Consider the following 26,802-nt stretch of genomic DNA (forward strand, 5'->3'; position numbering starts at 1 on the left):
GTCAGCTGCCGCGGGTCGGCGTGCTCAGCGTGCGTTCACCGATCTGCAGCACCTGTGCCTGCATCTGCTGTGCGATCAGCGCCGGGTCGATGACCGCCTCGGTGACCACGGCGAGCCGGGAACCGTCGCCCGCACCACGGACGAACAGGAAACCGCCGTCGAACTCCACCATCACCTGTCGTGGGCTGCCGCCCGTACCGAACTCCTCACCGATGCCCTGCCCCAGCGAGGTCAGCCCGGCGCAGGCGGCGGCGAGCTTGTCGGCGATGTCGGGGTGGGTGTGGTCGGTGCGCACCTTCAGCAGGCCGTCGGAGGTGAGCACGACGGCGTGCCGCACCCCCCGCACGCTCCTGATCATGTCCAGCATCCAGCTGTTGTCGGAAGCGGGGACGGCCATTACTCCTCCGGAGTGTTGTCAACGTCGGCTGATGAATCGGTGCGCGCCGCACCCGTCGGCAGGCCGGGCGAGGAGCGCAGGAACGCACCCATCCACTGCCCGGCCTGCTCGGCGGTCTGCGTGCTGTTTGTGCCCGCGCCGCCTCCGGCGGCGCGGGTGTTGCCCGGCCCAGGCCATTCCACATCGGAGTCGAGCGTCTTGGCAGGGGCCTCGCCACGCCGCGAGCGCCGTCTCGGCAGCGAGGACAGGTTCCCTTCGACGGTTCGGGTTGTCCTTGGTTCGGTCTCCTCGTGCCGTTCGGGCTCCCAGTGCCGGGGTGACTCGGCCGGTCGCGGAGGTTGCTTACGGGTCAGGGCATGCTCGCCGACCGTAGCGGAGCCACCGGGCGGTATGGTCTCGACCAGTTCGGAAGGAACCAGCGTGATGGCTCGCACGCCGCCGTACACCGACTCCGTCAGGTCCACCCTGAACCCGTAGCGGCGCACGTACGCGCCGACCACGGGAAGACCGGTCTGCGGGATCTCGCCCAACTCGGCCAGACCGACCGGACGTCTGCCCGAGGCGATCTCGCGGGCCTGCTCCAGCCTCCTGTCGTCGAGCCCGACCCCGCAGTCGTCGATCTCGATCACCGCACCGCGCTGCACGTGTCGCAACGTCACGAGGACGTTGGTGGTGGGCGGCGAGGACTGGGTCGCGTTGGCCAGCAGTTCCGCCACCAGGTGGATCAACGGCTCCACGACGCGCGGTGAGACGGCGACTCCGGGGTCGCCGGAGATCTCGACCCGCTGGAAGGCGGTGATCCGGCCCGCCGCGCCGCGCACGACGTCGGCGATCGGCAGCGGTTCGTGCCACTGCTGTCCCGGCCACTCGCCGCACAGCGCGGCCAGCGTCTGCGCGTGCCGGGCCTGCTGTGCGGCCGCGTGGTCCACCCGCATGCTGGTGTGCAGGATGTCGGGGTCGCTTGGGTGGCGCTGCACCATCCGCGAGGCCTCCTCCTGCAGGCGGTGCGCCGAGGTCTGCGCCTTCCTGGCGAGCGCGACCACCGCGGCGTGCACGGCGTCCTGGCGGCCCTGTTGATCGTCACGGAGCCGGTCGAGTACCGCGGCCGCCCGGTGCAGCAGGGCCGCGGGGCGGCCCGATGGGGACAGCTCGGGCAGCGGCGGCGCGGCGGGCGCGCCCTGTGCGAAGGCCTCCACCTGCTCGGCCATGGATTCCAGTGCCGCGCCCTGTTCACCCGCCGCCGCCTGCTGGTTGCGCAGGGTGGCTTCGTGCGCCCGTAGTGCGCGGTCGGACACCACGGCGTGTACGCCCAGCGCTGCCACGGCCAACACGCCCGCGGCCAGCAGCAGCGCGTTTCGCAGTGCGCTGCCGTCGCCGGCGAGCAGGAAGATCGAGGCGACGACGACGTAACTGACGGCGACGCCGGTGCACAGCCACAGGATCGGCTGTCGGGTGGGGGGCCTTGTCGACGGAAGTGTCATGATCACCCAGTTGTCGAAGAAGCGAAGATGGTTGGTGCGTCTCGTCAGGTGGGACCACGTGCGCGAGGCGAACGGGTCGACTTCGCGAGCATCCGGGATGTCCGGGTCTGCCTCCCAGTACGTCAACCAGCTCGGACCCTACCCACCACGATCGTCGTTCTTGCCGTGAATCCGCACAGTCGTACCGACTCGCCTCACTCCCGAAACGCCGGTGAGGGTCGTGTTGAGGCGGCGACGCGGACCTGCCGCGTGGCACCTGGCCACGGACTGGTTTGACCGCTGGTCACGATGAATGACTCGCTTCCCCAGTAATTGATCATGTGCGATCGGAGCTCGGCAAGCCGGAGTATAGATCAACAGTGGGCGAAGTCAATCGACTACGGAGCGTCTATTGCCGTGGCGACGGCCCAACCGCCGCCGCGTTGTTGGTACCGTCCCATTCGTGGGGAATCTCCGATCAAGGGTGCTGTCGTGGTTCGCGCGCGCCTATCTGGCGCGCGCACGCAGGAAGGGCCTCGACCTGTCGAGGATGTCCCTGCTGCCCGACGCAGCCCTGTTGCCGCTGCGACGGGATGGTCTCGACCCCGTCGCCGAGTTGGGGGCACGAAGGGACAGCGAGCCGGTCTCCAAACTGCCGCTACCGGTTGGGCTCGATGTGTGGCTGGTCACCGGACACGAGGAGGCCAAGGCGGTGCTGGCCGACGCCAAGTCGTTCAGCAACGACTTCGGCAATCTGGTTGGCCAGGCAGGCACAGCCGCCGACGACAATCCGGGTGGGCTCGGCTTCGCCGACCCTCCGGCGCACACCCGGCTGCGCAAGCTGCTGACGCCGGAGTTCACGATGCGAAGGTTGTCGCGGTTGAAGCCGGGCATCGAGGCGATCGTGGCGCAGCGTCTCGACGCGATGGCGGCCGCGGAGGCGCCCGTCGACCTTGTGGAGCAGTTCGCGCTGCCGATCCCGTCGCTGGTGATCTGTGACCTGCTCGGGGTGTCCTACGACGACAGGGAGGAGTTCCAGCGGCACGCCGTCGCTCGCTTCGACCTCTTCGGTGGCGCCGGTGCCTCGCTCGGTGCGATCTCGGAGTCGCTGGAGTACCTGCGGGGGGTGGTGCGCCGCGAGCGGGAACGGCCGGGTGACGGGCTGCTCGGCATGATCATCACCGAGCACGGTGACGAGGTCAGCGACATCGAGTTGGCGGGGCTCGCCGACGGTGTGCTCACCGGTGGGTTCGAAACCACCGCGAGCATGCTTTCACTGGGTGCCCTCGTGCTGCTCAACGATCCGGACACGTTCAAGCTCGTCCGCGACGACGACGACGCGATCAACTCGGTGGTGGAGGAACTGCTGCGGTACCTGACCGTGGTGCAGGTCGCCTTCCCCCGCTTCGCCCGCGAGGACGTCGAGGTGGGTGGCGTGCGGATCGAGAAGGGCGCCATGGTGCTGTGCTCGCTCAGCGGCGCCAACCGCGACCACGTGCTCGGGCCGGGCATGGAGGAGTTCGACCCCGGAAGGGAACCGACCTCGCACCTGGCGTTCGGCTATGGGGTGCACCGCTGCGTCGGCGCGGAACTGGCCAGGATGGAACTGCGGGCCGCCTACCCCGCGCTGGTGCGCAGGTTCCCCGGGATGCGGCTCGCCGTGCCGCCGGAGGAGTTGACCTTCCGCAAGGCGTCGATCGTCTACGGGGTGGAGTCACTGCCCGTCACGCTCGGCTGAGCCAGCCACGCTGGGGTTTCCGCTCCCCGAGCTGGCTGCCAGGAACGAACCTCGGTACCAGCGCGTTGATCCTGTCGCTTCGCACCGACGTACGAGATACCGAGGGCGAGCCCGCCATGCGCATCGGTGAGCACACCTTCCGCGCCGAGGTGGCGAACGGCGCCTTCACCGTCGTGCCCGCCACGGCGACCGAACCGGACGCGGTGCTGGAGGTCGACGAACCGAGGTCGCTCGCCGCGCTCGTCTACGACGCGGCGGAGCTCGAGCCGCCGTTTCCACGGGTCTCGTGCGGCGCCGCGGCGACCGCGACGTGGCGCCGCGCTTTCTGTCGCTCTTCTCGCTGCCCGAGACGTTCTCGCCGCCCGGGACGGCCGTCAACGGCTGAGTTCGAAGACCGCCGCGAGCCCCTGCCCGCCACCGATGCACATGGTTTCCAGCCCGTAGCGGGCATCTCGCCTGCGCATCTCCCGCAGCAGGGTGGCGAGGATACGGACCCCGGTGGCGCCGACCGGATGTCCAAGCGAGATGCCCGAGCCGTTGACGTTGAGCCGCTCGAAGTCGCTTTCGGCGAACTTCCACTCCCGCGTGCACGCCAGCACCTGTGCCGCGAACGCCTCGTTCAGCTCGATCAGATCCATCTCGGCGAGCCTGAGCCCGGCACGAGCCAGCGCCTGCTGAGTCGCGGGCACCGGGCCGATGCCCATCGTGCGCGGTGGCACTCCAGCCACGGCCCACGACACCAGCCGCGCGAACGGCCGCAGCCCCGACGCCTCCGCCTTGGCCCTCGTGGTGACGAGGCAGGCCGCGGCCCCGTCGTTCTGACCGCTGGCGTTGCCCGCGGTGACCGTCGCCTCAGGGTCGTCGCCCGCCATGATCGGGCGCAGCCCGGCCAGCCGCTCCGCCGTGGTGTCGGAGCGCGGATGCTCGTCGCGTAGCGCCGTGGTGTCCGGCCTTCCCCGCTTGCCTGGCACCGTCACCGGCACGATCTCCTCGGCGAACCTGCCGTCCTCGATCGCCGCCACCGCGCGCCGGTGCGAGTGCAACGCGAGTTCGTCCTGTTCCGCGCGCGGGATGCCGTACTCACGGCGCAGGTTCTCGGCTGTCTCCAGCATCCCGCCGGGCACCGGATGGTTCGCTCCGCCCGCTGTCACCCTGGCTCGCGCCAGCCGGTCGTGCAGCCGTACACCGTCGCCGCGCACGCCCCAGCGCAGCTGGTCGGAGTAGAACTCAACGTTGCTCATGCTCTCGGCACCGCCCGCGAGTACGAGCTCCGCCGCGCCCGTGGCCACCCGCATCGCCGCGTCGAGCACGGCCTGCAACCCCGAGCCGCACCGCCGGTCGACCTGCAGGCCCGGCACTTCCACGGGCAACCCGGCGTCCAGCGCCGCGACCCTGCCGATGGCGGGTGCCTCACCGCTGGGGTAGCAGTTGCCGAGGATGACGTCGTCGATGGTCGCCGGGTCGACAGCCGTGCGGCTGACGAGTTCCCCGATCACCCGCGCCGCCAGCGCGGTCACCGGTACGTCGGAGAACATGCCGCCGTAGCGGCCAACCGCGGTACGGATCGGCTCACAGATCACGACGTCGGTCATCCGCTTTTCGTACCACGAGGGGCACGGTCGCGGCGGCGCCGTGGCCCACGTCACCGCGATTGACCGCCCGCCGGGCGGGCCAGGATGATGACTCGGCGATGGCTTTCGCGAAGGAACGGCGTTGACCGCCAGGTTGCCGGGCAGGCTCGCTGCCGTGGCAGCTGGGCCCGCACCGTTGTTCGTCTACGGAACGTTGCGGTTCGCCGCCGTGCTCGAGGTATTGCTCGGCCGGGTGCCGACCGGCGCGCCCTCGGCCGCCGTGGGGTGGCGGGCCGCCGCGCTACGGGGAAGGTGCTACCCCGTGTTGGTGCCCGGGTCCGGCCGGGTGGACGGGCTGCTGCTGACGGACCTGGCGCCGGACGAATGGCGCGTCCTCGACGAGTTCGAGGACGACTTCTACGACCTCATCGCGCTGACGCTGACCGAGGGGCAGCGGGCGTACTGCTACGCCTGCCCGCACGCGCCGGGGCTGGAGCTGGACGGCGACTGGGACGCCGAGTCCTTCGCCCGGCGCGAACTGCCCGGTTTCGTCGCCGGATGCGGGCAGTGGCGCGCCGAACCGGGGTGATACCGCACCCCCTGGCGGTCACCGGCGATCGAATGCGCGGGTGTGCATGGACCGGGTCCGGGCGGGTAGTCGGGGACGGAAGGCACATCGCCGAGCAGGGAGTGCGAAATGAAAGCCGTTGTCTACGAAGGCCCCAACCAGGTCGACATCGAACAGGTCGACGACCCTCGGATCGAGCATCCGACCGACGCGATCGTGAAGATCACCTCCACCGCCATCTGCGGCTCGGACCTGCACATGTACGAGGGGCGCACCGCAGCCGAACCGGGAATCGTGTTCGGCCACGAGAACATGGGCGTGGTAACCGAGGTCGGTTCCGGTGTCGAGAGCGTCCGGGCAGGCGACCGGGTGTCGCTGCCGTTCAACATCGCCTGCGGCTTCTGCCGCAACTGCCTCGCGGGCAGGACCGGGTTCTGCCTTACGGTCAACCCAGGCTTCGCGGGCGGTGCCTACGGCTATGTGGGCATGGGCCCGTACACGGGTGGGCAGGCGGAGTACCTGCGGGTGCCGTTCGCCGACTTCAACTGCCTGCAGCTGCCGCGAGGTGAGCAGCACGAGGACGACTTCGCGATGCTGGCCGACATCTTCCCGACCGGGTATCACTCCACCGAGCTGGCGGGTGTTTCGCCAGGTGACACCGTCGCGGTGTACGGCGCGGGCCCGGTCGGACTGATGGCCGCGTACTCCTCGATCTTGCGCGGCGCCTCGCAGGTCTTCGTCGTCGACAAGGTCCCCGACCGGCTGCGGCTGGCCGAGGAGATCGGGGCGGTCCCGATCGACTTCACCCAGGGCAGCGCGCCGGAGCAGATCCAGGAGCGCACCCTCGGCGGCACCGATCGTGGCATCGACGCTGTCGGCTACCAGGCCACCGTCCCCCAGGGCGAGGAGCAGCCCTCGGTGGTGCTCAACGACCTCATCGAGACGGTGCGCGCCACCGGTTCACTCGGGGTGGTGGGGCTGTACCTGCCGAACGACCCCGGTGGCCCCAGCGAGGACGCCAAGAAGGGCAGGCTGCTGGTGGACGTGGGCCGGTTCTTCGAGAAGGGCCTGCGCATGGGCACCGGCCAGGCCAACGTCAAGGCGTACAACCGCCAGCTGCGCGACCTCATCATCGCGGGCAGGGCACGGCCCAGCTTCGTGGTGTCGCAGCGTCGGCCGCTGGACGAGGCCGCCGATGCCTACGCACGCTTCGACCGTCGTGAGGAGGGCTACACCAAGGTGCTGCTCAAGCCCTGACCATGCCGGTAGCGGTACGGCCACGGGACAATATGGGCCATGACCGCCACCGACCTGTCCACAGGGTCCGCCACCCTCGGCACGGCCGCGCAGCACGCTACCCGCAGCGTTCCGGTGTGCGCGCCCGGCGACACCATCGCCACGGTGCTGAACCGGATGCGGGGACGGCGGTTCGACACCGCCGCGCTGGCGGTCGTGTGCGAGGGTGAGCGACTCGTGGGCCTGACCACCGTCGAGCGGCTGCTCGCCGCCCGGCCGGACGCCGCCGTGTCCGATGTGATGGACCCCGACCCGCCCGTCGTGTCACCGGAAGCCGCGCAGGAACACGCGGCGTGGACTGCCGTGCGGCACGACGAGCCGGGGCTGGCGGTCGTCGACGAAGACCGGCGGTTCCTCGGGCTGATCCCCGCGCAGCGGTTGATGGGGGTGCTGCTCGCCGAGCACGACGAGGACCTGGCCCGCCTCGGTGGGTTTCTCGGCTCCGCCTCCGCCGCGCGGCAGGCCACGGTGGAACGGGTGCCGCGCAGGCTGTGGCTCAGGCTGCCCTGGCTGTTGCTTGGGCTGACCGGCGCCATGCTGTCCGCCGGAGTCGTGGGGGCGTTCGAGAACCTGCTGGACCGGCAGGTGCTGCTGGCGTTCTTCGTGCCCGCCGTGGTGTATCTCGCCGACGCCGTCGGCACGCAGACCGAGACCCTCGTGGTGCGCGGCCTTTCCGTCGGGGTGCCGGTGGGGCGGGTCGCGCTGCGCGAGGCTGTCACCGGTGTGCTGATCGGGCTGCTGCTGGCTGCTGGTGCGCTGGCGTTGACGATCCTGTTCTGGGGCGACCTCGCGGTCGCCGTCGCGGTCGGGTTGGCGCTGCTCGCCGCGTGCGCGGTGGCGACGCTGGTGGCGATGGTGTTGCCGTGGTTGCTGTCCCGGTTGGGCATGGACCCCGTCTACGGGTCCGGTCCGCTTGCCACCGTGGTGCAGGATCTGCTGTCGATCCTGATCTACCTGGCCACGGCTTCCGCCGTGGTGTCCTGACCCCGCGAGTCCCCCGTTCCTGCCCGCGAGTTCCTCGTTCCTGCCCGCGAGTTCCCCGTTCCTGCCCGCGAGTTCCACGCTGCGGTCATGCGGTTGAATGTCACGCGACGAATCCGGGTCACCACACTGGGAGGTTGTCGTGGCGGACGCACCACGAGACATCGAGCGCTTCTACTCCACTCCAGAGGTGGTCGCCAAGTTGCGGCGCCTCGCCGATGCCCTCGAGTCGGGTAAGCCGTTCCGGATCCAGATCGCGGGCGAGCGCATCCACGTTCCGGCGGGCGCGGAGTTCTCCGTCGAACACGAGCGCGGTGCGGTCGAGGAGGAGATCGAGTTCCAGCTCAAATGGAAGCTCACCCAGCAGGAGGACACACAGGACGAGCAGGTGGTGTAGACCTCACATCCGTGGCGGCCGCCGGCCCGGTCCGCTCGCGAGGCCCAGTAGCTCGAACACGTCTCGGCAGCCAACGGCTACGTCCGGATCCCCCCACGAGCAGCGGTTGGTTCAGCAAGTGCGGGGTGAAGACCACACCCGTCATCCTGGCCGCCACCGCGAAGGCCGTAGCTATGGGGAACTCGGGAGGTTCACCGTCCTCCCGCAGGTCCAGGCCGACCTCGCGCAGCAACGGCACGACCCGCTGTGGTTCGCTGCCGTATCGCTGAGTCGGCACATCCGGTAGCAAGCCCGTGATGACGGTGCCGTCCACCGCGTGGAGGAAGTGGTGCTCGGCGTAGTCATGGCGGTTGATCGCCACGACCTCGCCGCACAGCCATACGGCTCGATCGCCACGCTCCATTCGCCGCAGCGGACCACACCCACGTACCCGCTACCGCATGCACCTTGTGTCTGTTCGACGTGCCTGCTGGCTACCTCGATGAGTTTGTCGAAGGTCGTCCGCTCGCCTCGGGTGAGACGGCGCCGAAGCGGCGCAACACCTCGCGTGGAGCAAGCTGGTGGAAGAAGGAGACGCAGAAGATGTCGTCCAGCGGGTTGTCGCCGTCCAGCCAGGTCAGCTGCGCCAGGGGATCGGTCACCGTACCTCCTCGATCGACTCGGGCAACGTTGGCGGACAGCGCCGGCAATCCGTGGGCAGGACGTGATCGGGCTGTGCCTGGCCGGTATGTGGTTGGGCACCGGGACCCGTGCGCGGGAGTGCAGGACTCGCGGGCGGGAGTGCGGGACCCGTGCGCGGGAGTGCAGGACTCGCGGGCGGGAGTGCGGGACTCGCGGGTTGTGGTCAGCGGTGGTGGGCCAGCAGGGCGTGCGCCTCGTCGGCCCCGGCGGCGGGTTGGGTGTGCACGACAGCCTTGGCCAGGCGAGGGATGGCGTGCAGCAGGTCGTGCTCCACCCGGTGCGCTATCAGATGTGCCTGGCGCACCGTCAACTCGGCGGCCACCGTGACCGCGAGTTCGGCATGCAGGCTGTGCCCGATCCAGCGCATCCGCACCTCGCCCGCGTCCAGCACACCCGTGACGTCCAGCGCCGCCCGCTCGGCGCGTTCAACGGCGGCCGGGTCCACCGCGTCCATGAGTCGGCGTAGCACTTCCTTCGCCGCGTCGCGCAGCACGAACAGGATCGCGACGGTGATGGCGAGACCGACCAGCGGGTCGGCCAGCGGGAATCCCACTGCCACCCCGGCCGCGCCGAGCACAACGGCCAGCGACGTGAAGCCGTCCACGCGGGCGTGCATCCCGTCGGCCACCAGCGCGGCCGAACCGATCTGCCGCCCGACCGTGATGCGCCAGCGCGCGACCAGTTCGTTGCCCGCGAACCCGATCACGCCCGCGAACACCACCGCCCACAGGTTCGTGACCGGCTGCGGGTCCAGCAGCCTGCGCACGGACTCGTACCCCGCCAGCGCGGCCGAGGCCGCGATGATCAGCACCACGACCAGTCCTGCCAGGTCCTCCGCCCGCCCGAGGCCGTAGGTGAAGCGACGGGTGGCCACCCGCCTGCCGAGTACGAACGCGATCGCCACCGGCACGGCGGTCAGCGCGTCGGCGACGTTGTGGATGGTGTCGCCCAGCAGCGCCACCGAACCGGTGAACAGCACCACCACCGCCTGTACGGCAGCAGTGACCAGCAACGCGACGAACGACCAGCCCAGCGTGCGCATTCCCCGCCTGCTGGCCTCCAGCGCGGTGTCGACCCGATCGGCGCTGTCGTGGCTGTGCGGGGTCAGCAGGTGCCGCAGCCGGGCCACCACCGACCGCGCGCCATCCCCGTGCCCATGCTCATGGCCGTGCCCATGCTCATGGCCATGCCCGTGCTCGTGTCCGTGTCCTTGCCGCTCGGCCCCTCGACCCATGAAGCGAATCCTCCGTTCCGGCGTTGCCCTTGCCAGCTTGGCGAATGACGCGCAATCATGCAAGCATGCGCGCGCACAACGACGTCTCCGGGGAGCAGCTGGCCGAGGCCGATCGGTTCGCCGAGGCCGCGCAGGTGCTGGCGCTGCTGGCCGACCCCACCCGGCTGCAACTGCTGAGCCTGCTGACCACCGAACAGGACGTCAGCACGCTCAGTGCCAGGGTGCCCGCATCCCGCTCCTCGGTGTCGCAGCACCTCGGCCGGTTACGGCTGGCCGGACTGGTGCACGCGCGCAAGGACGGCAGGCGGGTGCTCTACCGCGTGACAAGCGATCACCTGAGCGCGCTTGTCGCCGAGGCGCTGGACTACGCCGATCACGTCACCCTCGGCATTCCGCACCATCGCCGGGACCGCTGAGTCACGACAGCGGGGAAGGGTCCGCGCTGACCGCCGCGAGCACAAGCCCCGCCAACGGCCCCAGCGCGAGCGATCCAGCCGCGGCGACGTAGGCGGTGACCGAGGGCCACGCCGCCACCGGCGAGTTGAAGCCCCCACCCGTGCCGTCGCCGCGCACGGCGGGAGCGATCCAGCGCAGGTAGTAGAACAGGCTCGCCACCGTGTTCACCACGGCTACCACGACGAGCCAGCCGAGACCGGCCTCGAAGGCGGCGGTGAACACCGCGAGCTTGCCGGCGAAGACCCCGGTCGGCGGGGTGCCGACGAGCCCCAGCAGGCACACCACCAGGCTCAGCGCCAGCAACGGCCTGCTTCGCGCCAGACCCCGGTAGTCGCCCACGGTGCGGGCGGCGGGCACGGCGGCCACCACGGCGAACGCACCGAGATTGGTCACCGCGTACGCGACGAGGTAGAGCAACAGGCTGGGCAGCGCCAGCGCGGTACCCGCCGCCGCCACCGCCATCAGCAGGTAGCCGACCTGGCTGATCGTCGAGTAACCCAGCAGCCTTCGCACGTTGTCCTGGAAGAACGCGGCCAGGTTGGCCAGCGTCATGGTCGCGGTCGCCAGCACCGCCAGCAGCATTCGCCAGTCCACTCCCGTGGCGGCGAGCGGCTCCGCGACGAACCGGTAGACCGCCACGATCGCCCCGAGCTTCGGGATCGTGGTGACCAGCGCCGCCACCGAAGGCTTGGCGCCTTCGGCCACATCAGGCACCCAGAAGTGTGCGGGGACCGCACCCGCCTTGAACAGCGGCCCTGCCAGCAACAGCACGGCACCGGTGGCGAGCGCGGCGGTGGCCGAGCCCGGAAGGGTCCGCGCCAGTAGCGGATACGCCGTGGACCGGCCCAGTCCCAGCAGCACCGTCAGGCCGAACAGCATGGTCACCCCGAGCAGCGCACCCATCAGGTAGTACTTCATCGCCGCCTCGGTGCCGGGTGCGTCCTTGGCGAACGCGGTGAGCGCGTACAGCGGGACGCTGGCGAGGAGGTAGGCCGCGGCGAGCAGCAGCAGGTCGTTCGCGCCCGCGAGTACGACCGCGCCGAGTGCCCCGAGCAGCAACAGCACCACGAACTCGGTCTCGCGCCGGTCACCGCGCACGCCGGGGGTGGCGAGCGCCAGCACCAGCGCCACCGAGCCGAGCACCACCACGCGCACCGTGGCGGTGGCCACGTCGAGCGCGTAGGCGCCCTCGAACACGGTGGCGTGCTCGCCCCAGAACGCCACCGCCGCCACCACGCCCGCCGCGCAGATCGAGAAGGCCAGCGCACGCACCAGCCACTGCCGCCGCCGGGGCAGGTAGGAGCCGAGCAGCAGGCCGAGCACGGCGCCCCCGGTGAGCAGCAGTTCGGGCAGCAGCAGCCACAGTTGCGCCAGCATCGTCGCCCCCATGTCAGCGGCTCAGCAGCGAACCGAGGGTGCGGGCGGCGGGCTCGATCGTGTCCAGCAGGAACCGCGGGAACAACCCGATCACCACGGCCAGCACCATCAGCGGTGCGATAGAGACCGTCTCGGCCGCGGTGAGGTCGGCGACGATGCCGCCGGTGGCCGACCGGGGGGTGCCGAGGAACAGCCGTTGGTAGGCGCGCAGGAACAGCGCGGCCGTGACGAGGATGCCGAGGAAGGCCAGCGCCGTGGCCACGGGTGCGCCCGCGAGCGAGCCGGTGAAGATCTGGAACTCCGCGATGAACCCGGAGAAGCCCGGCAGGCCGAGGGAGGCGAACGCGGCGAGCGCGGTCAGCCACGCGAACCTCGGCGCCCGCGCCGCCAGCCCGCCGTAGGAGCCCATGTCGTAGGTGCGCCCACGTTCGAACAGCACGCCCGCGAGCAGGAACAGCGCGCCGGTGATCAACCCATGGCTCACCATCTGGGTCACGGCTCCGGTGACGGCAAGGTCGTGCGCCTGCGCGTTCGAGCCCGCGAGCAGGCCCGCCGCGCCGACGGCGAGAATGACGTACCCCATGTGGTTCACCGAGGTGTAGGCGATCATCCGTTTGAAGTCCCGCTGGCTGAGCGCCACCAGCGCGCCGTAGAGCACGCTCAACACACCGACCACCACGATCGCGGGCGCGTAGTCGCGCCAGGTAGCCGGCAGCAGCGGCATGGCCACGCGCACGAACCCGTAGGTGCCCAGCTTCAGCAACACCCCGGCCAGGATCGCCGACCCCGCCGCGGGCGCCTCGGTGTGCGCGGGCGGAAGCCAGGTGTGGAACGGCACGGTCGGCGTCTTGATCGCCAGCCCGATCACGATCGCCAGCAGCACCAGCACACCGAAGGTGCCCTGCCCGGCGAGCGGGTTGAGTTCGGACAGGGCCACGATGTCGAACGTGCCAGGTTCTGCCGCGACGTACAGCCCGATGAAACCCAGCAGCAGCGCCAGCGAGCCGACGAAGGTGTAGAGGAAGAACTTCAGCGCCGCGCGTGCCGCGTCACGATGGCCCCAGCCCGAGATGACGAAGTACATGCCCACAATGGACAGATCGAAGAAGACGAAGAACAGGATCAGATCCAGTGCCACGAACACCCCGAGGCATACCGTCTCCAGGAACAGGAACAGCGCCACGAACGCCCTGACCTGATGGGTCTGCCGCAGCGAGTACACCGCGCACGCCAGGAACAGCACCGCGGTGACCGCCACCAGCGGCAGGCTGAGCCCGTCGACGCCGACGTGGTATCCGGAGTCGACGGTGGGAATCCAGCGCCGGTTCACCTCGTATCCGAAGCCGGAGGCGCCGGGGGTGTAACCCGCCCACAGCGCGACCACCAGCGCCACCTCGACGGCGGTGGCCACCACCCACGCCCACCGCACAACGGAATCGCCGAGCCGGGGCACCGCCAGCAGTATCACCGCGACCGCCAGCGGCCAGAACACAACGATACTGAGCACGCTCACCTCACCGCCGTAATCAGGATCAGCAACGCCGCGAGTGCCGCCAGCGCCACGAACGCCTGCGCGTAGTACTGGTGCAACTGTCCCGTCTGCGGGCGCCTCGCCAACCGGCCGAGCACGCGGAACAGCCGGGTCACGGTGCCGATCACCGCATCGAGCGACCACTCCAGCCGGTTGTCGGTGAGCCTGGCCAGCGCCGTGCCGAACCTGCCGACGGCACGCACGCCGCCGTCCACCACGCGGTCGTCGAACCGGGCCAGCGCGCGGGTACCGCTCAGCGCGGGCGCGGCGACGCCGAGGTAGGCCAACCGTTCCAGGCCGAACCAGTCCGCGAGCCGTTGCTGCGACGGCACGTCGCCGAGCCTGTGCACGACACCGGCCGCCGCGGCGGCCGCCACCAGCGCGATCCCGGCGGAAAGCAGGTACTCCCACCACACCGGTGTCGGCAGCGCGGCGCCCGGCACCACATCCGCGTAGGCGGTCCACACACCGTGCACGGCGAGCACGCCGAGCAGCGCGGCACCCGCCGCCAGCGGTGGCAGCGGGTATCGCTGTGCCGCCGCCACCGGCGAGCCGGGCCGCGTTTCCGGCGGCGGGGCCAGCACCAGCACGGCCGCACGCGCGGCGTAACCCGCCGACAGCGCCGACGCCGCGAGTCCTAGCAGGTACAGCGGCGTCGACTCGTGCAGCGCCACCGCCAGCACCTGGTCCTTGGTGGCCCACATGGACAGTGGCGCGAGTCCGGCGAGGCTGGCCGCGCCGACGACGAAAGAGCCACCCACGAGCGGGTAACGTCGAGCGGCGCCGCGCAACCGCCCCAGGTCCCGGGTGCCCAGAGCGGCCAGCCACGCACCCGCGGACAGGAACAGCAGGCTCTTGGTCAGCGCGTGGGTCACCAGATGTGCGCCGCCTGCCGCGACGCCTCCCGCTCCCGCGGCCACCACCATGAAACCCACCTGCGCGCAGGTGGAGGCGGCCAGCAACTGCTTGAGGTCGGACTGCGCGAGCGCCACCGCGCCCAGCGCCAGCGCCGTGACCATGCCGACCCAGGTCACCACCGAGGCTGCCCACCCGGTGGCGGCCAGCAACGGCTGCATACGCAGCAACAGGTACGCCCCCGCGGCCACCATCGTCGCGGAGTGCAGCAGCGCGGACACCGGGCTGGGGCCGTCCATCGCCCTCGACAACCAGAAACTGAACGGCAACTGAGCGGACTTGCCCAGCGCGGCCAGCACCACGCCCGCCGCGACGACGTCGCGCCACCCGTCCGGCAGCGGTGCGAGCTCAGCCAGCGCCAGGCCGTCCGCTCCGCCCGCAACCGCCGCGCCCGCCGCGAGATACAGGCCGAGGTCGGCGGCCCTGGTGGTGAGGAAGGCGATGTTGCCCGACTCGACGTTTCGGTCGCGCCGCCAGTGCAGGCCGATCAGCGCGTAGGACATCGCGCCCATCACCTCCCACGCCATCAGCAGCGACAGCAGCGTGGTGGCGGTGACGGTCACCAGCATCGCGGCGACGAACACCAGCAGCAGCCCGAAGAACCGGGGCCGGGCCTGGCCAGCGCCGAACTCTCCCGCGCCGGACACCAGCACGGCCAGCGCCACCGCCGTCACGGTCACCACCATGACCGAGGAGAGCCCGTCCACCCGCAGCCCGAACGAGATTCCCTCCAAATAGGACATCGAAACCGAGGGCCTGCTGACGGCGGATGCGATCGCCAGTGCCAGCGACAGCACGGCCGCGACGAGTGCCACCGGGGCCGCCGCCCGGTCGGCGCGCCTGCCCCACACCAGCAGGCTCACCCCCGCCGCGAGCGGGACGGTCACCAGCGCCCACAGCATGCGCGGTCACTCCCGCAGGTCCGAGGCCATGTCGGTCATGTCCACGTCGCGGGCGCGAAACAGTGCCGTGGTGACGGCGAAGCCGACGGCCATCTCGATGGCCATGGCCGTCACCGCCAGTACCACCAGTACCTGACCGTCCGGGTGATCGGGGGAGGTGAAGTACCAGAATCCCGCAGCGCCGACGATCACCGCGTTGAGGATCAGTTCCAGCCCCATCATGATCATGACGATCGACTGCTGGGACAGCGCGCCGTACAGCCCGACACTGAACAGTGCGGCCGCCAGCAACAGGTAGTCCTGCAGGTTCACCGCCCGACACCTCCCGGCGTCGGGTCCTCCGGCCTGCGCCGGTCGAGCCGGTCGCCGTACCGCTCGTAGCGGCCACGGTGGGTGGCCAGCACCACGGTGGCGACGATGGTGGCGAAAAGGCCGAGCCCGAGCACCATCATCACCAGCATCTTCGAGCCCATGAGCGCCTCGCCGAGCGCGCGGGTCGGCTCCGGTGGTGGCCCGGCGGGCCACTCAGGCCAGTCGATGAGCAGGATGCCCGTGGCGAGCAGGGCGAAGGTGCCCACCGCGATCGCCATCGCGCCGCCGCGGTTGTGCACCATCGTCATCGGCATCAGCCCGGCCGGGTTCATCATGTACATGACCATGAAGACCGCCATCACCAGCATCTCCATGATCATCATGAGGATGACGAGCACACCGAGGTAAATCAGGTCCACAAGCAGCAGCGTGATTGCGGCCAGCACGAACGACAGCAGCAGCGCGAACGTGGCCCTTGCCATCGAGTCCACCCGGAACACCAGCATGCCCGCGCCGACAGCGCCCGCGGCGCACAACCAGAACGCGAACTCGCTCCACATGACTGCGCTCACCCGCCTTCCACGAGCACGACCACGGCCACGGCGAGCGCCTGCGCCAGGGTCAGCGGTACCAGGACGAGCCAGGACAGTTCCTCGAACCTGTCCATGCGAATCGTCGGCACCCTGCGGCCGACGAACACCAGCACGGCCAGCACGGCGACCGTCTTCACCAGCGTCCACAGCCAACCCGGCAGCACCGGCCCCTGCCCACCGCCGAGGAACAACGGCACCGACATCGCCGCCCCGGACACGAGCAACAGCCAGCGCCCGGACACGAAGACCAGTCGGTCCACTCCGGACAGCTCAGCCAGCACGCCACCCGAGGTGTCGCGGCCGAGCGGATGGTCGAACGGTCGGAAGAACGCCATCGCCAGCACCGAGACGAGGAACACCACGAACGCCACCGGCATCCACACCACGAACCACAGGTTCTGCTGCGCACCCACGATGTCGGCGACGCGAAGCGAACCGGCACCCAGCGCTGCGGTGGTGAGCGCGAACATGTGCGGCAGTTCGTAGGCGAGGCCCTGCGCGAGGAAGCGGTAGCCGCCCACGAGAGCCGGTGCGGAGTTCGCACCCCACCCCGCCAGCCACACCGCGGCCCAGGCGACCACTTCCATCGCGTTGAACCACACGACCCCCACCGACAGGTCGCCGACCGCCCACCGCCCCAGCGGTGTCACCAGTGATGCGAGCACCGCGGCGGACAGCAGTGCGATGCCGGCGGCCCGCCACAGCAGTGTGTCGGCCGCCCGGGTGCGCCTTCGTTGCTGCACGAGCAGCCCCGCGACCGTTCGCGGCACGTCGAGTGCTGCCGATCGGCTCGCCGTGCTGCCCGCCGCACGTGCGGCGAGCACGGCGTCGAACGCCGCCGCGCTGAACGCCAGCGTCGCGAGGATCGGCGGCAGCAGCAGCGCTCCCGCCCAGCCGGTTGCCTCAACCACCGCCTGCCCCCGCTCGGGCCAGCGCTTCGGGGTCTGGGTCCAGGCTCGCGACGATGATCCGGGCCGCGGCCAGTTCGCTGCCTCGCAGCAGCTCGGGCAGGACTCGTAGCGACCATTCGGTCGAGTCGTCCGAGCCGCCCGCCTCCTGGTCGGGTCGCATCGCCTCGTCGACGAGGCGGTGGAGCCTGGCGAGCGCGTCGCCGCGCAGCCTCGCTGGCGCTGTGGTGTCGCCGGTGTCCCCGATGCCAGCCAACAACCAGCGCAGCGTGCGCGAGCGCCGCACCCTGCGCCCCCACCGTGCCAGTGCCGGTTCGTCCGGCTCGCCGCGCAGCAGGTCGTCGCGCAACCGTCGGGCTTGCGCGGCGGCGTCGGCCCAGCCCGCGACGGTCAGCAGCCGCGCGCAGGAGTCCAGTGCCCGTGCGGCGGGCGACCGGCTCGCCCACAACGGTGGGTCCGTGACACCGTCGAGCCCCAGCGCCTCGACAGTGGCCTCCTGCACGATGTCGCCCTGCACCTGCGCACGCACCGCGAGCCCGGCAGGCCAGTGCGGCAGTGCGGGTCCGAGCGGCAGCAGCAGCCGGTCCAGTGTCAGCCCGTCCCGGTCGGGAAACCGGTCGGCCATACCCACCTCGTCCTCCTCCTGCCGGGAGGTGGCACCGGGTTCGGGACTGCCCGCGACACGCAGCGCGTCGGCCGCGGCGGCCAGTTCGGCGGTGGCGGTGGCGTCGAGTCGCACCCGTACCCGGGGCGCGGGCAGTTGCCGCCAGACCGCATCGAGGTAGGGCCGCAGTTGCTCCGTCGACGGGCCCGCGATGACGAACAGGTTCGCCTCGGCCGGGCTGTCGGCCTCCCGCCAGCCGCGTTCACGCACCACCCGCTCGGCGGCAAGCCGCGCCCGTGTACCGCCCGGGGTGGTCACGACCAGCGGCCGCGGCGGGGTTCGCCGCGCAAGCCACGATGCCAGGCCCTTCCGGGGTTTCGGGTTCGGCAGGTCCGACTGGGTCAGGTGCAACGGGGTCAGGTCCAACGCAGCGCCCCCTCCCGCCAGGCGTAGACCACTCCCGCGACGAGGATGGCGAGGAAGACGAACATCTCCACCACCGCCGAGGTGCCCTTTTCGGCGACGACCAGCGTCCACGGGAACATGAACACCATCTCCATGTCGAACGCCAGGAAGATCATCGCGACGGCGTACCAGCGGACGTGGAACCGCGACACCGCGTGCTCGCGGGGGTCGTGACCGGAGAGGAACGGGCGCACGTTCGCCGCCGTGTCCGCGATACGCACCACGAACGCCACGCCGTACAGCGCGGCCGCGAGCGACAACACCAGTGCCAGCAGCGTGACCGCGCCACTGGTGTTCATGCCGGACTCACCCCTCGCGACCGCCTCGCAGTGCTTCGCCAGCCACGGGGCTACCCACGATCGGGCGTGGTATTCCCCGCCGCACGCGAAGGGGCGGCGCGCCCCGGGCTGGCGGACACGGTTGCGGTCACGTTCGCAACGGCCGTGCCCGGTCCACGAAGGAGTGTGAACTCAGGACTTGACGTGCACCGTCGCCATCATCCCCAGGTCCTCGTGGTCCAGGATGTGGCAGTGGTAGACGCTGCGTCCCGGGAAGTCGGCGAATCGCACTCGCAGCCGCACCCAGCCGCCCGCTGGCACGAGCACGACGTCGCGCAACGTGTCCTGGGTCGTGGACCCGGTGCTGGTCTCCACCACCTGGAACGGCCACACGTGCAGGTGGAACGGGTGATCCATCGGGGTGCTGTTGGTCACCAGCCATTCCTCCGTGGCCCCCAGCGCGGGCCGCTGGTCGGTGCGCTGCGGGTCGAACTGCCTGCCGTCGAAGCCGAAGCTCATGCCGGGTCCACGCATTCCCATACCCATGGTGAAGGCGATCTGCCGGCGGTTGTCCACCGGTCCGGGCCGAAGTGAGCTCGGCGGCGTCGGTAGCGGGCCCGGCAGCGGCGCTGCTGCCGACGACTGCCCGGACACCGCCAGCCGGGCCACGGTAATCGGTCCGGTCGCCGTGGCCGTGCCCGGTCCCATACCGCCCATGCCGCCCATACCGGGATGGCCGCGGTCGACGGGATCGGTCAGCAGCCGGTAGCTACCCGGATCACGCGGGCGCACCAGCACGTCGGCGCGGCCACCAGGAGCCAGCACGAGCCGGTCGCGCTCCACCGGCGCGGGAAGGAACATGCCGTCGCTGGACAGCTGCGCGAGGCGGTGGCCCTCCAAGCGCAGCGACAGCACCCTGGAGGTGCAGGTGTTGATGACGCGCCAGCGCTGCGACGTGCCCGCCCGCGCGGACACCACCGGCTGGTGCTGGCCGTTGACCAGCACAAGATCTCCCTGCCTGCCCATCATCCTGCCCGGCGGTCCCGGTGAAACCACGTTGCCGGAACCGTCGAGCGAGATGTCGGAGATGAGCAGTGGCCGGTCGGCGGCCGTGCCGAGGTCGGGCCCGCCCCGGACCACGATCGCACCGGCCAGCCCGCCGAACAGCTGGTCGGCCACGTAACCGTGCCGGTGAGGGTGGTACCAGAAGGTGCCGGGCGGGTGGTCCTCGGGCAGCCGGATCTCGTAGTCGAAGGTCTGACCCGGCTCGATGCTCAGGAACGGGTTGTCCCCGTTGCCCTCCGGCGAGACGTGCAGCCCGTGCGTGTGCAGGTTGGTGGGCTGATCCAGCTCGTTGACCAGCCGAACTCGCAGCACCTCACCCGGCCGCAGCCGCAGGGTCGGGCCGGGGGAGCTGCCGTTGAAACCCAGCGCCGAGGTGGACCTGCCCGCCAGCGACACTCCGGGCGCCGCGGTAAGCGTCAGTGCCAGCACGCCGTCGCTGCTGGAAACCTGCTCCGGATCGGTGAGCGGATCACCGCTGGCGGCGGGTTCGGAGCGGTCGGTGGAGGTTCCGATGCCGGTCACCCAGCCGGTCACCCCGGCCGCGACGCCCGCCGTTCCCGCGGCGGCCAACACGAGCGCGCTCCTGCGGCCGAACCGGTTCGCGCTCACTCCAGTTGTGCCCGTCGCCTGCGGTACTCTTCCTCGTCGATCTCGCCGCGGGCGTAGCGCTCGTCCAGTATCCGGCGGGCCGATGAGCCCTCCTGCCGGGAGGAGTCCCTTGGTGGCGCCGGGCGGCCCCGCGACCACAGCACCGCCGCCGCCACGAGGGCGAGCAGGCCCAACACGACCAGCGTGGGCCAGATCCACATCCAGCCCATACCCCAACCGCCCATCATCGCGACGTCACCTCCACCGGTGCGCGCCTCATTGGGCGGCTAGCGCCCGCAACGCGTCGCGCAGCCTGCGACCCGCCTCGTCGGCGATCGGCTGCAACCGCGGCTCATCCGGCACGCTCACCATGACCTGCGGGTCGAGTGCCTCCACCACGGTCGCTTCCCCTTCGGAGCGCAACACCACGTTGCACGGCAGCAGCAGGCCGATGCGGTTGTCGACGCCGAGCGCGCGGTGAGCGAGCTGGGGGTTGCACGCGCCCAGTATCCGGTAGGGTTCGGTCTCCTCGCCGAGCTTGTCGCGCAAGGTCGCCTGCACGTCGATCTCGGTGAGAACGCCGAAGCCCTGTTCGGCCAGCGCGGCACGGACGCGGTCCTCGGCCTGCTCGATCGGCCCGTCAAGCCGCACAGCCATCCCGTATTCCACCGGGCACCACCTCTCCTGCTGGTCGGTCCACCTCCACCATTTCACAGACGGGTACCCGCCCGCATTCGTGACCACACGCGGGCGCGGCGCACACCGACCCGCGTCGCCGGCTCACCCGGCCGTGGCCCGCCGCACGGTGACGTGAAAACGGACCACGCGAAAAAGTCTGTGGAGGGTGTCGATCCGCCACGGGGTCCGTTCGACGCGGTAGTGAGCGGGTTCCACCGGGCCCGGACAACCCAGGGAGGTACATCGATGAAATACATGCTCATCATGCGAGCCACCGACGAGGCCTTCGCCGCGATGGCCAACACCGACTTCAACGAGATGCTCGAGACAGTGGGCAGGTACAACGACGAACTGATCCAGGCGGGCGTGCTGGTCGCGGCCGAGGGGCTGGACTCGGCAGCCGACGGCGTGGTCGTGGACCACTCCAGCCGACCGCCAGCCGTCACCGACGGCCCGTACGGACGGACCACGGAGCTGTTCAACGGGTTCTACATCCTGGACGTGGCATCCAAGGAGGAGGCAGTGGAGTGGGCGCGGCGCTCGCCCATCGCCGGTCCCGGCATCAAGACCGAGATCCGCCGGGTCACCCAGATCGACGAGTTCCCGCAGGACAACGAGTGGGTTCAGAAGGAACGGGCGTGGCGCGAGGCCAACGGTCAGCTCTGAGGCTTCCTGGCAGCGCCGATCCCACCGGCCGTGACGGTCGGTGGGATCGGTCGGCCAGCCGGTCGGCACCGGTGGCTGGGTGCCCAGCCGGGAACGGGACACGGGAGCGCCGTCCGGGCGCCCCGGTTACTCCTGCAGCTGCTTTGCCTCACCGCCGTGCACCGCGAGCGCGTAGACCACGACGACGTCGAGCGCGATGATGATCGTCGCCCATACCGGGTAGGCGGGCAGGAAGGCCAGGTTCACGATCGCGCTGAGCACGGCCAGCACGATGCCGACGATGCGCGCCCACAGCTGTCCGGCCAGCACGCCGAACCCGGCGAGGATCACCAGGGCGGCCACACCGACGTGGACCCAGCCCCACGCGTTGTAGTTGACGCTGACGACGAGTCCGTCCTGGCCGACCACGTAGAAACCCGGGTCGAGAAGCGCGACGATCCCGGTGATGGCGTGGAACGCGCCCATCAGAATCATGATGATGCCCGCGAAGACCACCCAGCCCAGCCATCCGAACGACTGCGGCTCCGGCCGTCCGTGCGTCGTTCGGCCGTGGGCGGTCGAGGCGTCTCCCATCGCGTTCATGACGTGCTCCTTTCGGGCAGATCCGCGGCGGGCGCGGACCCGGTCTCCGGGCAGGCCAGTACGGCCCCTGGCGAAGTCTTCCCTCCCGCAGCGGTCCGAAACGCGAGCGAAGTACATCTCGGCGCCACGAAACGGTGAACGCGGCCGTGGGGGCCCGGCGGGAGTGCAGAACTCGGAGGCGGGAAGGGGGGACTCGCGGGCGGGAGCGGGGGACTCGCGGAAGGGGGCTGAAGACGATCGAATCGTTCCACACGCACGGTCGACCAACCACACTGAGTTCTGGCCGCGTTCTGGCCGCGAACACCCGAGGTGCACAGGAAGTGGGGCGTGTCATGACAACCACACCACCGTTTCGAGCCGACCACGTCGGAAGCCTGCTGCGCCCGCCCGAGCTGTTGCGGGCGAGGCAGGACTACGCCGCCGGTGACATCGACCGCGCGCGGCTGCGCGAGGTGGAGGACGAGGCCATCCGCGAGGTGGTCAGCGCGCAGGAGTCGGTCGGGCTTTCCTCGGCGACCGACGGCGAGTTTCGCCGCACCTACTGGCACATGGACTTCATCGAGCGACTCGGCGGCATCGAGATCGACCGCGAACACGTCCGTGACGCGGCGGCAGATCGGTGGTCGATCCGGAGATCTACCCGGACATGGAGGAGTTCTGGACCGACCTTTCCGCGGCCTATGCCGACGAGGTGCGGGCGCTGGCCGAGCGTGGCTGCCGCTACCTGCAACTGGACGACACCAGCCTGGCCTACCTCAACGACCCGAGGCAGCGCGCGGCCATCGCAGAGCAGGGCATGGACCCCGACACCCAACACCTGCGCTACATCAGGCAGATCAACGCCGCGATCGCCGACCGGCCCTCGGAGCTGTCGGTCACCACGCACCTGTGCCGGGGCAACTTCCGCTCGTCCTGGGTCGCCGAGGGCGGCTATGACCATGTGGCCGAAGCGCTGTTCGGGGAACTGGCCGTTGACGGCTTCTTCCTCGAGTTCGACGACGCACGTTCCGGAGGCTTCGCCCCGCTGCGGTTCGTGCCCGCGGGCAAGCGCGTGGTGCTGGGGCTGGTGACCACCAAGCGCGGCGAGCTGGAGTCGAAGGACGAACTCAAGCGGCGCATCGAAGAGGCGGCCAGGTACGTGCCGCTGGAGCAGCTCTGCCTCTCACCGCAATGCGGATTCTCCTCGACAGTAGACGGAAACGCGCTGACGGCCGACGAGCAGTTCGCCAAGCTCGCGCTCGTGGTGGAGGTGGCCGACGAGGTGTGGGGTCGGCGCTGATCCGCGACGGATGACCCGCCCGAGTGGGTGACAGTTGGCCACCCCGGCTCGGTCATAGGCAAGTTTCGCCCGCGATCGCCAGCACACTAGTTTCGCCTTCTTCGGCAGTCCCAGTGCACGGCAGGCGGCGAAGGAGCTGATCGACGTGGTGCCGACCGTGGAGGTCGTCGTGGTGTCGCGCCACACCGAGGCCGAGGGAGTCGTATCGCTCGAACTCGGCTCCGCCACCGGCGAACCGCTGCCGTCGTGGACCCCCGGCGCCCACCTCGACCTGTGGCTGCCGACCGGGCTGATCCGGCAGTACTCGCTGTGCGGTGACTGCGGCGACACCGACAGCGACACCTGGCGCGTGGCGGTGCTGGCCGAACCGAGAAGCCGGGGCGGCTCGGCATGGCTGCACGCCAACGCCACCGAGGGCACCCGGCTGAAGGTGGTGGGCCCGCGCAACCACTTCGAACCCTTGCCCGCGCGGGAGTACGTGTTCATCGCGGGCGGGATCGGCATCACCCCGCTGCTGCCGATGATCGCAAGGGCGCAGCGCGACGGTGCGGGGTGGCGATTGTGGTACGGCGGCCGGTCCCGCCGGTCGATGGCGTTCCTTGGCGAGCTGGACGGCCACGGCGAGCGGGTTCGGGTGTGGCCACAGGACGAGTGCGGCCTGCTGGACCTGCCCGCGATTCTCGGTGAGCTCGAGCCGGGGACGCTGGTGTACTGCTGCGGTCCGGTGGGCCTGCTCGACGCCGTGCAGGAACACTGTCGCGAGCTGCCACCGAAAACCCTGCACGTCGAGCGGTTCACCGCGAGCGAGCGGCAGGGCGGCGGCGGGGACGACCGGCCGTTCGAAGTGGAGTGCGCGGCCTCCGGGCTCACCGTCACCGTCCCGGCCGGTGTGTCCATTCTGGACTCCCTGGCGCGGGCGGGCGTCGAGGTGCCGTCCTCGTGCACCGAGGGCGTGTGCGCCACCTGCGAGACGGTGGTGCTGGACGGTGAGCCCGACCATCGCGACTCCGTGCTTTCGGAGGAGGAGCGCGAGGAGGGCGAGGTGATGATGATCTGTGTTTCGCGCGCCAAGGGCGACCGGCTCGTTCTGGACGTGTGAGCCGCACCGGCCGCGTCGTGCTCAGCCGCCGCTCTGCGGCGGGGGTACGAGTCCCCGCTGAACCGCGACCACGGCGGCCTGGGTGCGCGAGGTGAGCCCCAGCTTGCGCAGCACGTTGCTGACGTGGGTGCGCGCGGTGCGCTCACTGATGTACAGCTCGTCGGCGATCTCCTGGTTCGACTGTCCCTTGGCGACCAGCGCCAGCACTTCCAGCTCCCGCCTTGTGAGCGAGGCCGCCTCGCCGGCCGGTGAGACCAGCGTGTTGGTCAGCTGCCTTGCCACTGCGGGGTCGAGGAACATCTCGCCACCCGCCGCCGCACGGATGGCGGCCACGACCTCTCCCGGCTCCGCGTCCTTGAGCAGGTAGCCGCACGCGCCGCTGGCCAGCGCGGCCCGCACCCGCTCGATCTCCCCGAAACTGGTGAGCACCACCACACCGACGCCGGGGTGGCGGTCGTTGATGCGGCTGATGGTGGCGATGCCGTCGAGCTTCGGCATGAGCAGGTCCAGCAGCACCACATCGGGCGCCTCACCGAACGCGGCCATGGCGTCGATCTCCCGCAGCGCCTGCTCCCCGTCCGCGGCCTCACCGACGACCTCGACGTCGACGATGACGTCGAGATAGGCGCGCAGCCCTCGCCGAACCACCGCGTGGTCGTCCACGATCAGCACCCGGATCGGCCGTGCACCCTCTCGGCGCCCCGAGTCGAGCAGCGCGTCGTGCGTGGCACCAGACATCGCACATCCTCCTTGTCGCTGTGCAACCGGCGCGGGACACCGTGTAGCGGACAATCGTCCGGATACCGGCCATGGTACAGCGTCGCCCGCGCCGCGTTCCCGGGTCAAGGCGGTCGCCCGCGCAGGTGGCTGGCCGGAACCCGCAGGTGAGACAGATGTCTCTGCCGGACCCGGTTGTCGCGTCCGTACCCGGCTAGGCCTGCCGCCGTAGTCACCGCTCGCGGTCTCACTGCATCTTCCGCGACGCGGAAGCGGTGTCGATGTCGGGTGCATGGGCTGGGCATCGTTGGGAGTCGCCTGAGGGAAACGGGGTGCTCATGAGTCAGACCACGCGTGCGGCCATCTGCCGGGAACCCGGCAGGCCGTGGGAGATCGCCGAACTCGACCTGGACGAGCCAGGGCCCAACGAGGTCCGCATCAAGTTCCACGCAGCGGGCCTTTGCCATTCCGACGACCACATCCAGAAGGGCGACGCGCAGATGCGCTTCCCCGTCGTCGGCGGTCACGAGGGCGCGGGCGTCGTCGACGCGGTCGGTGCCGACGTCACCAGGGTCGCCGTCGGCGACCACGTCGTGTGCTCGTTCATCCCCGCCTGCGGCGCCTGCCGGTACTGCTCCACCGGCAGGCAGAACCTGTGCGACGAGGGCAAGAACGCCGCCACCGGCATGTTCGCCGACGGCACCTTCCGCTTCCACCACGAAGGAGAGGATCTGGGCGGGCTGTGCGTGCTCGGCACGTTCTCCCAGTACGCGGTGGTTTCGGAGTGGTCGTGCATCACCATCGGACAGGACATCCCGTTCGAGGTCGCGGCGCTGGTCGGCTGCGGCGTGCCTACGGGCTGGGGTTCGGCGGTGTACGCGGCGGGCGTGCGGGCGGGGCAGACCGTGGTGATCTACGGCGCGGGTGGTGTCGGCAGCAACGCCGTGCAGGGCGCGCGGTTCGCGGGCGCCAAGAACGTGGTCGTTGTGGACCCGGTGGAGTTCAAACGGGACATGGCGGGGGTGTTTGGCGCCACCCACACCTTCGCCGACGCCAAGGAAGCACACGACTTCGTGGTGGAGACGACCTGGGGCGAGCTCGCCGACCACGCGATCATCACGGTGGGAATCCTGCACGACGAGGTCATCGCCAACGCCATCGACATCGTCGGCAAGAGCGGGCAGGTCACCATCACCGCCGTCGGCAACGGGTCCGTCAACACCCATCCCGGACCGCTGATCGGATACCAGCGTCGGGTGCAGGGCGCCATCTTCGGCGGCTGCAACCCGCTCTACGACGTGCCCAGGCTGCTGGGCCTTTACCGCTCAGGAGATCTCAAGCTCGACGAGTTGATCACCCGGCGCTACCGGCTCGAAGAAGTCAACCAGGGCTACGAGGACATGCTCTCCGGCAAGAACATCCGCGGCGTGATCCTGCACGAACACTGAGCCAGGGCGGCGCAGG

28 protein-coding genes and 1 pseudogene are annotated in these 26,802 nt (G+C 70.3%); 10 read left to right on the top strand and 19 right to left on the bottom strand.

Translation table 11 applies throughout. The features are described from left to right. Position 1: 1 nt before the first annotated feature. Positions 2–397 carry a roadblock/LC7 domain-containing protein gene (locus FHU38_RS08470; protein WP_167168609.1) on the bottom strand — a complete coding sequence of 132 codons (396 nt, stop codon included), beginning with the start codon at positions 395–397 and terminating at the stop codon, positions 2–4. Further along, on the bottom strand, positions 397–2,004 hold the full coding sequence (locus FHU38_RS08475) for an ATP-binding protein (RefSeq protein ID WP_313886704.1): 1,608 nt from the start codon (positions 2,002–2,004) through the stop codon (positions 397–399). Before FHU38_RS08475 ends, FHU38_RS08470 begins: the two co-directional genes overlap by 1 nt. A gap of 316 nt (positions 2,005–2,320) precedes the next feature. On the opposite strand from FHU38_RS08475, the gene FHU38_RS08480 reads away from it, so the two are divergent. After that, complete coding sequence (locus tag FHU38_RS08480) at positions 2,321–3,595, top strand: cytochrome P450 (protein ID WP_313886705.1); 1,275 nt, start codon at positions 2,321–2,323, stop codon at positions 3,593–3,595. 374 nt (positions 3,596–3,969) lie between these two features. Here the strand turns inward: FHU38_RS08480 and FHU38_RS08485 are convergent, their stop codons facing one another. Further along, positions 3,970–5,187 carry an acetyl-CoA C-acetyltransferase gene (locus FHU38_RS08485; RefSeq protein WP_167168612.1) on the bottom strand — a complete coding sequence of 406 codons (1,218 nt, stop codon included), beginning with the start codon at positions 5,185–5,187 and terminating at the stop codon, positions 3,970–3,972. Positions 5,188–5,308: 121 nt separating this feature from the next. Between FHU38_RS08485 and FHU38_RS08490 the strand changes: the two genes are divergently transcribed. The 4 genes from FHU38_RS08490 (at position 5,309) to FHU38_RS08505 (ending at position 8,408) form a co-directional block, all read left to right on the top strand. Next, a complete protein-coding gene (locus FHU38_RS08490; RefSeq protein WP_167168615.1) occupies positions 5,309–5,755 on the top strand; it encodes a gamma-glutamylcyclotransferase family protein in 447 nt (148 codons plus the stop codon). Positions 5,756–5,863: 108 nt separating this feature from the next. Beyond that, positions 5,864–6,991, top strand: coding sequence for a glutathione-independent formaldehyde dehydrogenase (locus FHU38_RS08495; RefSeq protein ID WP_167168619.1), 1,128 nt, complete (start codon positions 5,864–5,866; stop codon positions 6,989–6,991). 39 nt (positions 6,992–7,030) lie between these two features. After that, positions 7,031–8,014 (top strand): magnesium transporter, encoded by a 984-nt coding sequence (locus FHU38_RS08500; RefSeq protein WP_167168622.1) that lies wholly within the window; start codon positions 7,031–7,033, stop codon positions 8,012–8,014. Between the two features lie 139 nt (positions 8,015–8,153). Further along, positions 8,154–8,408 (top strand): amphi-Trp domain-containing protein, encoded by a 255-nt coding sequence (locus FHU38_RS08505; RefSeq protein ID WP_167168627.1) that lies wholly within the window; start codon positions 8,154–8,156, stop codon positions 8,406–8,408. Here FHU38_RS08505 and FHU38_RS28135 read toward each other — a convergent pair. From FHU38_RS28135 to FHU38_RS08515, 3 genes are all read right to left on the bottom strand, one after another. Then, positions 8,368–8,811, bottom strand: a complete 444-nt coding sequence (locus FHU38_RS28135) for a DUF6461 domain-containing protein (protein WP_390623252.1) — start codon at positions 8,809–8,811, stop codon at positions 8,368–8,370. The genes FHU38_RS08505 and FHU38_RS28135 overlap by 41 nt on opposite strands. A gap of 70 nt (positions 8,812–8,881) precedes the next feature. Next, positions 8,882–9,049: a hypothetical protein gene (locus FHU38_RS08510; RefSeq protein WP_167168630.1), complete on the bottom strand. Its 168-nt coding sequence runs from the start codon at positions 9,047–9,049 to the stop codon at positions 8,882–8,884. A gap of 203 nt (positions 9,050–9,252) precedes the next feature. Next, on the bottom strand, positions 9,253–10,323 hold the full coding sequence (locus tag FHU38_RS08515) for a cation diffusion facilitator family transporter (RefSeq protein WP_167168633.1): 1,071 nt from the start codon (positions 10,321–10,323) through the stop codon (positions 9,253–9,255). Between the two features lie 65 nt (positions 10,324–10,388). Here FHU38_RS08515 and FHU38_RS08520 point away from each other — a divergent pair, with 65 nt between their 5' ends. Next, positions 10,389–10,739 (top strand): ArsR/SmtB family transcription factor, encoded by a 351-nt coding sequence (locus tag FHU38_RS08520; RefSeq protein WP_167168636.1) that lies wholly within the window; start codon positions 10,389–10,391, stop codon positions 10,737–10,739. A 1-nt stretch (position 10,740) separates the two neighbouring features. Here the strand turns inward: FHU38_RS08520 and FHU38_RS08525 are convergent, their stop codons facing one another. The 11 genes from FHU38_RS08525 to FHU38_RS08575 form a co-directional block, all read right to left on the bottom strand. After that, on the bottom strand, positions 10,741–12,168 hold the full coding sequence (locus tag FHU38_RS08525) for an NADH-quinone oxidoreductase subunit N (protein ID WP_167168639.1): 1,428 nt from the start codon (positions 12,166–12,168) through the stop codon (positions 10,741–10,743). Between the two features lies 1 nt (position 12,169). Beyond that, a complete protein-coding gene (locus tag FHU38_RS08530; protein WP_167168642.1) occupies positions 12,170–13,663 on the bottom strand; it encodes a complex I subunit 4 family protein in 1,494 nt (497 codons plus the stop codon). Positions 13,664–13,665: 2 nt separating this feature from the next. After that, complete coding sequence (locus tag FHU38_RS08535) at positions 13,666–15,504, bottom strand: NADH-quinone oxidoreductase subunit 5 family protein (protein WP_167168645.1); 1,839 nt, start codon at positions 15,502–15,504, stop codon at positions 13,666–13,668. 6 nt (positions 15,505–15,510) lie between these two features. Continuing rightward, complete coding sequence (gene nuoK, locus FHU38_RS08540) at positions 15,511–15,816, bottom strand: NADH-quinone oxidoreductase subunit NuoK (RefSeq protein WP_167168649.1); 306 nt, start codon at positions 15,814–15,816, stop codon at positions 15,511–15,513. Further along, a complete protein-coding gene (locus tag FHU38_RS08545; RefSeq protein WP_167175818.1) occupies positions 15,813–16,376 on the bottom strand; it encodes an NADH-quinone oxidoreductase subunit J in 564 nt (187 codons plus the stop codon). Before FHU38_RS08545 ends, nuoK begins: the two co-directional genes overlap by 4 nt. Before the next feature lie 8 nt (positions 16,377–16,384). Then, positions 16,385–17,320 carry a complex I subunit 1 family protein gene (locus tag FHU38_RS08550; protein ID WP_167168652.1) on the bottom strand — a complete coding sequence of 312 codons (936 nt, stop codon included), beginning with the start codon at positions 17,318–17,320 and terminating at the stop codon, positions 16,385–16,387. Then, positions 17,313–18,347 (bottom strand): hypothetical protein, encoded by a 1,035-nt coding sequence (locus tag FHU38_RS08555; RefSeq protein WP_243852215.1) that lies wholly within the window; start codon positions 18,345–18,347, stop codon positions 17,313–17,315. The genes FHU38_RS08550 and FHU38_RS08555 overlap by 8 nt, the downstream gene beginning before the upstream one ends. Beyond that, on the bottom strand, positions 18,338–18,685 hold the full coding sequence (locus FHU38_RS08560; RefSeq protein WP_167168655.1) for an NADH-quinone oxidoreductase subunit A: 348 nt from the start codon (positions 18,683–18,685) through the stop codon (positions 18,338–18,340). Before FHU38_RS08560 ends, FHU38_RS08555 begins: the two co-directional genes overlap by 10 nt. 171 nt (positions 18,686–18,856) lie before the next feature. After that, positions 18,857–20,338 carry a multicopper oxidase family protein gene (locus FHU38_RS08565; RefSeq protein WP_313886706.1) on the bottom strand — a complete coding sequence of 494 codons (1,482 nt, stop codon included), beginning with the start codon at positions 20,336–20,338 and terminating at the stop codon, positions 18,857–18,859. Beyond that, positions 20,335–20,565 carry an SHOCT domain-containing protein gene (locus tag FHU38_RS08570; RefSeq protein ID WP_167168658.1) on the bottom strand — a complete coding sequence of 77 codons (231 nt, stop codon included), beginning with the start codon at positions 20,563–20,565 and terminating at the stop codon, positions 20,335–20,337. The genes FHU38_RS08565 and FHU38_RS08570 overlap by 4 nt, the downstream gene beginning before the upstream one ends. Before the next feature lie 28 nt (positions 20,566–20,593). Beyond that, on the bottom strand, positions 20,594–20,974 hold the full coding sequence (locus FHU38_RS08575) for a DUF302 domain-containing protein (RefSeq protein ID WP_208415601.1): 381 nt from the start codon (positions 20,972–20,974) through the stop codon (positions 20,594–20,596). Positions 20,975–21,241: 267 nt separating this feature from the next. Between FHU38_RS08575 and FHU38_RS08580 the strand changes: the two genes are divergently transcribed. Further along, positions 21,242–21,661, top strand: coding sequence for a YciI family protein (locus FHU38_RS08580; protein ID WP_167168664.1), 420 nt, complete (start codon positions 21,242–21,244; stop codon positions 21,659–21,661). A gap of 126 nt (positions 21,662–21,787) precedes the next feature. Here the strand turns inward: FHU38_RS08580 and FHU38_RS08585 are convergent, their stop codons facing one another. After that, positions 21,788–22,243 (bottom strand): DUF7144 family membrane protein, encoded by a 456-nt coding sequence (locus FHU38_RS08585; RefSeq protein WP_167168667.1) that lies wholly within the window; start codon positions 22,241–22,243, stop codon positions 21,788–21,790. A 332-nt stretch (positions 22,244–22,575) separates the two neighbouring features. On the opposite strand from FHU38_RS08585, the pseudogene FHU38_RS08590 reads away from it, so the two are divergent. Beyond that, a pseudogene (locus FHU38_RS08590) lies at positions 22,576–23,522 on the top strand (5-methyltetrahydropteroyltriglutamate--homocysteine S-methyltransferase). 136 nt (positions 23,523–23,658) lie between these two features. Further along, complete coding sequence (locus FHU38_RS08595) at positions 23,659–24,621, top strand: PDR/VanB family oxidoreductase (protein ID WP_208416120.1); 963 nt, start codon at positions 23,659–23,661, stop codon at positions 24,619–24,621. Between the two features lie 21 nt (positions 24,622–24,642). Here FHU38_RS08595 and FHU38_RS08600 read toward each other — a convergent pair whose 3' ends face one another. Next, positions 24,643–25,359, bottom strand: a complete 717-nt coding sequence (locus tag FHU38_RS08600) for a response regulator (RefSeq protein WP_167168673.1) — start codon at positions 25,357–25,359, stop codon at positions 24,643–24,645. 317 nt (positions 25,360–25,676) lie between these two features. Here FHU38_RS08600 and FHU38_RS08605 point away from each other — a divergent pair, with 317 nt between their 5' ends. Further along, positions 25,677–26,786, top strand: coding sequence for an NDMA-dependent alcohol dehydrogenase (locus FHU38_RS08605; RefSeq protein WP_167168677.1), 1,110 nt, complete (start codon positions 25,677–25,679; stop codon positions 26,784–26,786). Positions 26,787–26,802: the final 16 nt, after the last annotated feature.

The sequence above is a fragment of the Saccharomonospora amisosensis genome, assembly GCF_011761185.1.
Classification (GTDB): domain Bacteria; phylum Actinomycetota; class Actinomycetes; order Mycobacteriales; family Pseudonocardiaceae; genus Saccharomonospora_A; species Saccharomonospora_A amisosensis.

Coding starts and splice junctions, on each gene's coding strand:
- FHU38_RS08470 (WP_167168609.1), bottom strand. CDS start 397: ATGGCCGTCCCCGCTTCCGACAACAGCTGGATGCTGGACATGATCAGG.
- FHU38_RS08485 (WP_167168612.1), bottom strand. CDS start 5,187: ATGACCGACGTCGTGATCTGTGAGCCGATCCGTACCGCGGTTGGCCGC.
- FHU38_RS08495 (WP_167168619.1), top strand. CDS start 5,864: ATGAAAGCCGTTGTCTACGAAGGCCCCAACCAGGTCGACATCGAACAG.
- FHU38_RS08500 (WP_167168622.1), top strand. CDS start 7,031: ATGACCGCCACCGACCTGTCCACAGGGTCCGCCACCCTCGGCACGGCC.
- FHU38_RS28135 (WP_390623252.1), bottom strand. CDS start 8,811: ATGGAGCGTGGCGATCGAGCCGTATGGCTGTGCGGCGAGGTCGTGGCG.
- FHU38_RS08515 (WP_167168633.1), bottom strand. CDS start 10,323: ATGGGTCGAGGGGCCGAGCGGCAAGGACACGGACACGAGCACGGGCAT.
- FHU38_RS08520 (WP_167168636.1), top strand. CDS start 10,389: ATGCGCGCGCACAACGACGTCTCCGGGGAGCAGCTGGCCGAGGCCGAT.
- FHU38_RS08525 (WP_167168639.1), bottom strand. CDS start 12,168: ATGGGGGCGACGATGCTGGCGCAACTGTGGCTGCTGCTGCCCGAACTG.
- FHU38_RS08535 (WP_167168645.1), bottom strand. CDS start 15,504: ATGCTGTGGGCGCTGGTGACCGTCCCGCTCGCGGCGGGGGTGAGCCTG.
- FHU38_RS08545 (WP_167175818.1), bottom strand. CDS start 16,376: ATGTGGAGCGAGTTCGCGTTCTGGTTGTGCGCCGCGGGCGCTGTCGGC.
- FHU38_RS08560 (WP_167168655.1), bottom strand. CDS start 18,685: ATGAACACCAGTGGCGCGGTCACGCTGCTGGCACTGGTGTTGTCGCTC.
- FHU38_RS08570 (WP_167168658.1), bottom strand. CDS start 20,565: ATGATGGGCGGTTGGGGTATGGGCTGGATGTGGATCTGGCCCACGCTG.
- FHU38_RS08575 (WP_208415601.1), bottom strand. CDS start 20,974: ATGGCTGTGCGGCTTGACGGGCCGATCGAGCAGGCCGAGGACCGCGTC.
- FHU38_RS08580 (WP_167168664.1), top strand. CDS start 21,242: ATGAAATACATGCTCATCATGCGAGCCACCGACGAGGCCTTCGCCGCG.
- FHU38_RS08585 (WP_167168667.1), bottom strand. CDS start 22,243: ATGAACGCGATGGGAGACGCCTCGACCGCCCACGGCCGAACGACGCAC.
- FHU38_RS08600 (WP_167168673.1), bottom strand. CDS start 25,359: ATGTCTGGTGCCACGCACGACGCGCTGCTCGACTCGGGGCGCCGAGAG.
- FHU38_RS08605 (WP_167168677.1), top strand. CDS start 25,677: ATGAGTCAGACCACGCGTGCGGCCATCTGCCGGGAACCCGGCAGGCCG.